A 7949-nucleotide genomic window follows, 5' to 3' on the forward strand; every position below is an offset into this window, starting at 1 on the left:
GACCTGTAGGAGCGAGGCTTGCCCGCGAAGCTTTTAATGCTTCACACCAGGTAGTTCTTCAATTCCCGCGCAATCACCATCCGCTGAATCTCGCTCGACCCTTCATAGATCTGCGTAATCCGCGCATCCCGGTAGTACTTCTCCACCGGATAATCTTCCAGATAGCCATACCCGCCATGAATCTGAATCGCCGAGGAGCAGACCTTCTCGGCCATTTCCGATGCGAACAATTTGGCCTGGGACGCTTCCGACAGGCACGGTTTGCCAGCACTGCGCAGACGTGCGGCATGCAGGATCAGCAGGCGGGCGGCGTTGATCTGCATCTGCATGTCCGCCAGCATATTGGCCACGCTCTGGTGCTCGATGATCGGTTTGGCGAACTGCACGCGGTCGCGGGAGTAGGCCAGCGCCGCTTCGAACGCGGCGCGGGCGATGCCCAGGGCCTGGGCGGCGATGCCGATGCGGCCGCCTTCGAGGTTGGACAGGGCAATGGCCAGGCCTTTGCCGCGTTCACCCAGCAGGTTGGCTTCGGGGATGGTGCAGTTGTTCAGGGTGACGGCGCAGGTGTCCGACGCGCGGATGCCCATCTTGTGTTCGGTGCGGTCGACGATGAAACCAGCGGTATCGGTAGGCACCAGGAACGCCGAGATGCCGCGCTTGCCCAAATCCGGATCGGTCACGGCAAAGACGATGGCCAGCTTGGCCCGCTTGCCGTTGCTGACGAACTGCTTGGCGCCGTTGATCACCCACTGGCCGTCGCGCAGTTCGGCGCGGGTGCGCAGGTTGTGCGCTTCGGAACCGGCCTGGGGCTCGGTCAGGCAGAAGCAGCCGATGGTCTGGCCGCTGGCAAGGTCCGCCAGCCAGGTCTGTTTCTGTTCTTCGCTGCCGTAGTTGAGTACCGGCCCGCAGCCCACGGAGTTGTGGATGCTCATGAACGCGCCGGTGGCGCCATCACCAGCGGAGATCTCTTCCACGGCCAGTGCGTAGGCGACGTAATCGACATAGGTGCCGCCCCATTCTTCGGGAACCACCATGCCCAGCAGACCCAACTCACCCATCTTCGCCACCAGGGCGTCGTCGATCCAGCCGGCCTTTTCCCAGGCCTGGGCGTTTGGCGCGATCTCGCCACGGGCAAAATCCCGGGCCATGTCGCGGATCATGATTTGCTCTTCGCTCAGTTCGATATCGTGCATGGCTCAGTTCCCGCTCTGGTCAAACCCGGTGAAAAAACTCGCCACGTGTGCGGCGTCCAGCGCCTGCAGGGTCGGCGGATTCCAGCGCGGGTTCTTGTCTTTGTCGATCAGCAAGGCGCGCACGCCTTCGATCAGGTCGCCGCGCTCGAACCACTGGCGGTCCAGGTGCAGCTCAAGGGCGAAGCATTGTTCGAGGCTCAGGTGGCGGCCGCGACGGAGCATTTCCAAAGTGACCGCCATAGCCACGGGCGAGCGGGTGGCCAGCAGGTCGGCGGTGGTCGTGGCCCACTCGTGACTGTCGGCGACGGTCACTTCGCGCAGTTGCTCAACAATACTCGGCACGTCGGGCAAGGCGAAGAAGTGGTCGATGGCCGGGCGCAGCGTCTCGAGCGGAGCGTCGGGCAGTTGCTGCACGGCGAGGGTCGCCAACAGGCTCTGAAGGTCTTTGAGCGGGGTGTCGTGCCATTGCAGCTGGTCGAGTTTCTCGTCCAGCGTGGCCAGCTTGCCGCTGTCCAGATACCAGTCGGCCAGGCCGCAATACAGGGCATCGGCAGCGCGGATCTGCACGCCGCTCACCCCGAGATAAATCCCCAGTTCGCCCGGCACCCGTGGCAGGAAGTAGCTGCCGCCGACGTCCGGGAAGTAGCCGATGCCGACTTCCGGCATCGCCAGCCGGCTCTTTTCGGTGACCACCCGCAGATCGGCGCCTTGCACCAGACCCATGCCGCCGCCCAGGACGAAGCCGTCCATCAGCGCGAGGACAGGTTTGCGGTAGTGGTGAATGGCGATATCGAGGGCATATTCCTCGACGAAGAAATCCACGTGCAGGGTGTCGCCGCTTTTGAAACTGTCGTGCAGCGAGCGAATGTCGCCACCGGCGCAGAAGGCTTTTTCGCCGGCGCCGCGCAGGACAACGGCGTGCACTTGGGGATCCTGCGCCCAGGCGTCGAGCTGGCGTTGCAGGTGGCGAACCATATCGAGGGTCAGGGCATTAAGGCCGGCGGGGCGGTTGAGGGTCAGGTGACCGATGTGGTTGCGGACTTCGGCCAGCACGTCGTTCTGCGTGGCATCCATGGGCCGGTTGCCCGGAGAAGTAACCTGAGCAGTCATCAGTAACTCCCTGCTTTTATTGTTCTTTATAAAGAAGCTCGCGCGCGAGCGTTGCAGGATCGTAACAGTGCAAATTTGTGATGTACAACGGGGATATGTGCAGGTGCTGTCTGCGTTTTTGCAAAGTGCTCACTGGCAGCACTGTGGTCACAGGTGCTTCCTGTGCTCTCTGTGGGAGCGAGCCTGCTCGCGATGGTAGTCAACGATAACGCGGGCTATCTGATGTCCCGCGTTGTTGCGGCTTCCATCGCGAGCAGGCTCGCTCCCACAGAAGAAGAGGCGATCAGGCGCTGGCGTGGCTGAGCACTTCGCCGATGCTGCGCCGCTTGGCGTACAGCTCGCTGGTATGGATCAGCTGTTCCAGGTCCTCAGGCGTGACATCGATAAAGGCCTCCATGTCTGCCAAAGCCAGTTTCAGGTCATCGACCGTGATCGCCTGACTGTCGATCGGCGGATGATCGGCGGGCACCATCGGCACCGGCTCGGCCGGGCGCTTGGGATAACGGATGCGCGTCAGGTTGTTGTAGGCCACCGCGCACAGCACCATCACCAACGCGCTGAGCATCACCGGCCCCAGCGCCATCCAGTCCATCGAGACTGTCACAGGATCGGCCAGCACCGTGGTCGCCGCCACCGCGCCCGCAGGAGGATGCAGGCAACGCAGCCAGCACATCAGAACCACCGCCATGCCCGCCGCCAGACAGGCGCTGCCCAGGGTACGACCGAGCACATGGGCCGCCAGCAACCCCATCACCCCGGCGCACAGATAGCCGCCGACAATCGACCAAGGCTGCGCCAGCGCACCGGAAGACACCGCAAACAGCAGCACTGCCGACGCCCCCAGCGGACCGATCAGGTGCTGCGCCGCCTCGACGCCGAACACCAGACTGCAGATCCAGACACTGGCCAGGGTGCCGATGGCCATGCCGATGGCGGCACGGCTCCATTCGGTGGGGCGGGTATTGATAGCGGCAGGCAACCAGCGAGCGAGCATGATGAAAACCGTTCCGTAGACAAAAAAACGAGGTAAAAAAAAGGCTTGCCGGGAATACCCAGAAAGCCCTTGAAGGTGTTCCAACTATTGGGGGAGGAACGACGATAGTTTGCCGACATCAGGTGTTACTGACAAATTCATATTAATGAAGCTTCAGTTCATTAATTCTGATGCAAAGCGACTCGTCGACCGCTGAGGAAACACAGCAATCCCCCCATCGCCGTCAGGGCGCTCAAAGCATAGAACATCGTCGGTGCGGGCGTGTGCATCAGTAGGTACCCGCAAAGGACTGGGCTGGCGGCGCCACCGAGGGCCGCGAGGTTCTGCGCGCCGTAATAGCTGCCGCGCAGTTCCTCCGGGGCCAGTGTGTCGACGAAGAGGAATTCGGACGGATAGATGATCATTTCGCCGAGGGTGAAGATGAACATCGCCACGCACCAACTGACCATGCTGTCGGCGAAGCTGAAGCCGATCAGGCCGATGATGAACAGGGTGGTGCCACCGGCGATCCAGTAGCGCAGTTTTTCCCGGGTGATGAAACGACCGAACTGGTACTGCAACAGGATCACCGCAATGGCGTTGCAGGCAAGCAGGGCGGCCATGATGTCCAGGGCGTGTTTGTCGTCATTGGTCACCAGCAGGTATTGCGACAGGTACAGGGTGAATCGCCCGTGGACCACCGTGCTGAGCAGGCAGCCGCAGGTGAACATGATCAGGGTGCGGTCGTTCTTCAGGGTCACCAGGGTCTTGAGGAAACTCTGCGGCTGGCCAATGACCGGCGTCGGCGCCGAGTCCCTGGGAATCCCGACCATCAGGAAGATACTGAAGAACGCGATGGCGCCGGCAATCAGGAACGGCGCAATCGGATAGTAGCCGGCGATGGTCACGCCGAGCATGGGGCCGGTGGCGTAGCCGATGTTGGTCAAGGTGTAGCGTATGGAAAACGCCTTGGCGCGCTGGCCGATGGGCAGGTTTTCGCTGAGGATCGCCTTGGAACCGATGAGAAACAGCGCCGACGCGGTTTCGGTGATGATCAGGGTGAGGGTGGTCAGGTACAGGTTTTCGGCGAAGGTCAGCAGCACGAAGCCAATCGCGCTGGACAGCATCGTCAGGATCAACAGCCGGCGCTTTTCCAGGCGATCGATGATGTAGCCGCCATACAGCGCGAGCAGGGTGGCGATGAACACCGCAATCCCCAGCAGCAGACCGACGTCCTGATGGTTGAGGCCCAGCTTGTTGCTCAGGAACAGCGTGAGCAAGGGACTGCTGATGGCACGGCTGACAACGATGGTCAGAGAGACGATCATCAGGCGGCGGATAACGAGCGAGTAATTGAACACGGTGGGGCAAATGTCCTTATTCAGATGTGTAGTGTTCGACGATGTACCGAGTTGCGGCCATTCGCGAGCAAGCCCGCTCCCACAGGAGGCTGGAGTGAACACAATATTTGTGAGCACTGCAGATCCAATGTGGGAGCGGGCTTGCTCGCGAAGAGGCCGGATCAACCAACAAATGACTCAACCCAGCCACCGTTCCAGCCCATCAACCGACTCCAGCGCTTCCAGCCGCCACAACTGCTCGACCAACCCCGTCGCCTGCTGCCGCGAGATCACCCGCGTCGCCAGGCTGTAGAACTTCTCTTCCAGCGCCCCGTCACTCAACGGATTGCCCGGCGCTCCCAGGGGTGGATCGACACACAGGCTGGCCAGCCGACCGTCCACGGTCCGCACACTGACCACCGGCTCGCCATCCTCTGACAGTTGCGGATCCACTTCAAGACGAATGCGCGACAGCCAGCGAGCAATTCGCGGATCGTCGCGCTGCGCCTCGTCATAAGCCTCGAGCCGGCAATGGCCATGCACCAACCGCGCGGCGAGTGCGTAGGGCAGGCTCATCTGGGACGCCGCCAGGGTACTGACATCCTGGCTGCCGCACATGTCCTTCAGAAACCCGCACAACGACACATGGATATCCTCGACCTGATCGGCGCCGACCTGCAATTGCGCAAGCAACAAACCCAGGGCATCGATGGCCGAGTGAGTGCCTCGGCATGAGGCGTGGGGCTTGATCGAGCAGCGGGCGAGTTTCCACACCGTCCCCAGATCGGCATCCAGCGCTTCGGGTTGAGCGGTCTGCGGGGCCAGGGTCCTGAGAAAACCTCCCCAGACATCGTCGAACAGTTTCGACGGGCCGGTGACGCCTTGCCCGGCAAACCGCGCCGCCAGCAAGCCGCCCTCGGCCGCGCGACCACTGTGCAGTTTTTTGCTTTGCGAGCCATCGTGGATGAAGGCCCACAAACCACCGCTGAAACTGCCGGCGATACCGAGTGTGGCGAGCATCTGTTCAGCGTTCAAACCCAGGATTCGTGCGCTGGCCGCCGCTGCGCCGAACACGCCGCAGGTGGCGGTGGAGTGCCAGCCGGCACCGTTGTGGGCTGAATAACTGCCACAGGCTTCGAGGACCCGACGGCCGATCTCGTAGCCAATCACCACGGCAGTGATGAACTCGCGTCCGTTCACCGGTTGCCCGGCCAGCGACACCGCGGCCATGACCGCCGGCAACACCACGGCGCCGGAATGATCGCAGCCACCGGTGTCGTCCAGCTCCAGCGCGTGGGCGGCGACACCGTTGAGCAAGGCCGCCTGGGCCGCGCCGAGTCGCAGGTCGGTGCCCCAGACCAAGGCCTCACCGACGTCGCCCTCGAACACCCGGCGTGCCTGCAGCGCCACGCTGCTGTCAGCGCCGGCCAGGGTTGCACCAAAGGTGTCGAGAATATGTCGCTTGGCTTGCGCCACCAGCGTTGACGGCAAATCCTCGAACCGGGTCTCGACGCAAAACTGCGCCAGCCGTTGCATCCGTTCGGTCATAGGAGGTAATCCCGGTAGTGCCGCTCATACACCGACGCCGGATGATCCTCGCTCACCGGCGCCGCGGATTCCGCCCACCATTGCGCGACTTCAGCTCCGGTGGCGATCCACACGTCATCGCGCTGCCGGATACCTTCGAGCAGCTCGCGCAACACGCCGATGCGTCCCGGCGTGGCGATGATTTCCGGGTGCAGGCGCAGCACGTAGCACAGGCCGAAACGATGAAACCCGGCGAAGTCCATCTGGAGGTTGCCCAGGGTGTGGCTGTAGGAGGCGATCCGCGATTGGGCCGGTGGCACCGCCGGGCTGAGGTTGAAGGCGAAGTAGGGTTCGTCTTCCAGTTCGTAGTGCAGCGGCAGCTCGATCACCTCGGGGGCGGTCGGGTGAGCGAACGGCAAATCATCGCCGCGCCACGAGGACGACCAGCTAATGGCCTGATTGCGCAACGCCTCAATGAAACCGGGCGCACCGTTGCCAGCGGGAATGCGAAAACCGACAGGGCGTTGGCCGGTCAGCGCTCGCAAGGCTTCGCAGCCACGGGCGATTTCAGCGGTCTGCTGCGCCAGGTCAAGGTTGTCGTAGTTCTGGTGACGATAGCCTGCACAGGCGATTTCATGGCCGTCAGCCTGGATCGCTCGCAGGTGTTCGGGGTTTTCCTCGGCGACGATGCCCGGGACGAACCAGCTGCTGCGCACGCCCAGTTCCCTGAATAGCCCGAGCAAACGCTCGACGCCGCGCTGGGTGCCGTAGCGCCAGACCGACAGCGTCTTGTCACGCCCGGCGACTTCCGGCGCCTGGGTGAGAATGCCGTGGATGTCGTTGTAGTCGACGGTCAGTACCACGGCGCAGCGGTAGCCCTTGGGCCAGGTGGTGAACTCAGCCATGGTGATGCTCCTTCAGCCACCAGTGGGCAACGTCGCGGCAGGTGGCGAACCAGACGTCGTCCCGTTGGCGCATGTGTTCGAAGAGTTTTTCCAGCAGCAGGATGCGCCCCGGTTTGCCGGTGATCTTGGGATGGAACAGGGTGGTCAGGCACAGGCCTTCGTCCATGGCACCGTCGTATTCGCGACACCAGTTGTCCAGCGTCAGTTCGTAGCTGGCCGTACGGTCCAGTCCTGAAGGGAAGTCCGGCGCGCGGGTGTAGGCGATGGAGGCGTAGTCATCCATCTCCCAGCGACCGGGGATTTCCACCAGCGGCGTGGCGTGGCCCGGCACGTTGACCAGATAGGGCCGGTCATCGCCGCGCATGCTGCTGGAGTAGGTCACGCCGGCTTCCACCAACATGGCCGGGGTCTCGGCGCGCCAGTCGCCGGACGGGGTGCGAAAGCCTTCGGCGCGGATGTTCAGGTGTTTCCAGAACACCTCGCGGCAACGCTGCATCACGTCCTTCTGCTGATCCAGCGTCAGGGCGTAAAAGGATTCGTGTTTGTACCCGTGATACGCCACCTCATGCCCGCGCTCGACAATCGCCTGGCACTGTTTCGGCCAGTTCTCCACCACCCACGCGGGGACGAAGAAGGTGGTCGGCAAGCGGAATTCGTCGAGCAGATCGAGGATCCGCGGCAGTGCCCGATAGGGGCCGTAACCGCCGAAGCCGAAGTACTCGGGCTTGTGCCAGATCGAACCGTTGAGCATGGCATCGCCCGTGGGGCCATCGAGGTCGAAGGCCAGGGCAAGACAGGCCTTGTGGTTGTCGGGCCAGGTGGGTTTGAGTGAGGAGGACATCGTGGTGCTCCAGCGTTCTGATTGGCCAAACACAATCCCTGTGGGAGCGAGCCTGCTCGC

The 7949-nt window shown here is 62.8% G+C and carries 7 protein-coding genes; all 7 read right to left on the reverse strand.

Annotation, left to right across the window (positions count from 1 at the left end; translation table 11 throughout):
• Window positions 1–41: 41 nt before the first annotated feature.
• Complete coding sequence (locus K9857_RS28735) at window positions 42–1193, reverse strand: acyl-CoA dehydrogenase family protein (RefSeq protein ID WP_224541703.1); 1152 nt, start codon at window positions 1191–1193, stop codon at window positions 42–44.
• A gap of 3 nt (window positions 1194–1196) precedes the next feature.
• Window positions 1197–2303: an enoyl-CoA hydratase/isomerase family protein gene (locus K9857_RS28740; protein ID WP_224541705.1), complete on the reverse strand. Its 1107-nt coding sequence runs from the start codon at window positions 2301–2303 to the stop codon at window positions 1197–1199.
• Window positions 2304–2586: 283 nt separating this feature from the next.
• Window positions 2587–3297: an HPP family protein gene (locus tag K9857_RS28745; protein WP_224541707.1), complete on the reverse strand. Its 711-nt coding sequence runs from the start codon at window positions 3295–3297 to the stop codon at window positions 2587–2589.
• Between the two features lie 161 nt (window positions 3298–3458).
• Window positions 3459–4637 (reverse strand): MFS transporter, encoded by a 1179-nt coding sequence (locus K9857_RS28750; RefSeq protein ID WP_224541709.1) that lies wholly within the window; start codon window positions 4635–4637, stop codon window positions 3459–3461.
• Window positions 4638–4814: 177 nt separating this feature from the next.
• Window positions 4815–6164, reverse strand: a complete 1350-nt coding sequence (locus K9857_RS28755) for an MmgE/PrpD family protein (RefSeq protein WP_224541712.1) — start codon at window positions 6162–6164, stop codon at window positions 4815–4817.
• Window positions 6161–7048 carry a polysaccharide deacetylase family protein gene (locus tag K9857_RS28760; protein WP_224541714.1) on the reverse strand — a complete coding sequence of 296 codons (888 nt, stop codon included), beginning with the start codon at window positions 7046–7048 and terminating at the stop codon, window positions 6161–6163. Before K9857_RS28760 ends, K9857_RS28755 begins: the two co-directional genes overlap by 4 nt.
• Window positions 7041–7889 (reverse strand): polysaccharide deacetylase family protein, encoded by an 849-nt coding sequence (locus K9857_RS28765; protein ID WP_224541716.1) that lies wholly within the window; start codon window positions 7887–7889, stop codon window positions 7041–7043. The genes K9857_RS28760 and K9857_RS28765 overlap by 8 nt, the downstream gene beginning before the upstream one ends.
• Window positions 7890–7949: the final 60 nt, after the last annotated feature.

This window comes from Pseudomonas sp. REP124 (genome assembly GCF_020164475.1).
Lineage (GTDB): Bacteria > Pseudomonadota > Gammaproteobacteria > Pseudomonadales > Pseudomonadaceae > Aquipseudomonas.

Excerpts from the sequence above, each read along its gene's own strand:
- K9857_RS28760 (WP_224541714.1), bottom strand. The coding sequence starts at position 7,048 with ATGGCTGAGTTCACCACCTGGCCCAAGGGCTACCGCTGCGCCGTGGTA.
- K9857_RS28740 (WP_224541705.1), bottom strand. The coding sequence starts at position 2,303 with ATGACTGCTCAGGTTACTTCTCCGGGCAACCGGCCCATGGATGCCACG.
- K9857_RS28765 (WP_224541716.1), bottom strand. The coding sequence starts at position 7,889 with ATGTCCTCCTCACTCAAACCCACCTGGCCCGACAACCACAAGGCCTGT.
- K9857_RS28735 (WP_224541703.1), bottom strand. The coding sequence starts at position 1,193 with ATGCACGATATCGAACTGAGCGAAGAGCAAATCATGATCCGCGACATG.
- K9857_RS28755 (WP_224541712.1), bottom strand. The coding sequence starts at position 6,164 with ATGACCGAACGGATGCAACGGCTGGCGCAGTTTTGCGTCGAGACCCGG.
- K9857_RS28745 (WP_224541707.1), bottom strand. The coding sequence starts at position 3,297 with ATGCTCGCTCGCTGGTTGCCTGCCGCTATCAATACCCGCCCCACCGAA.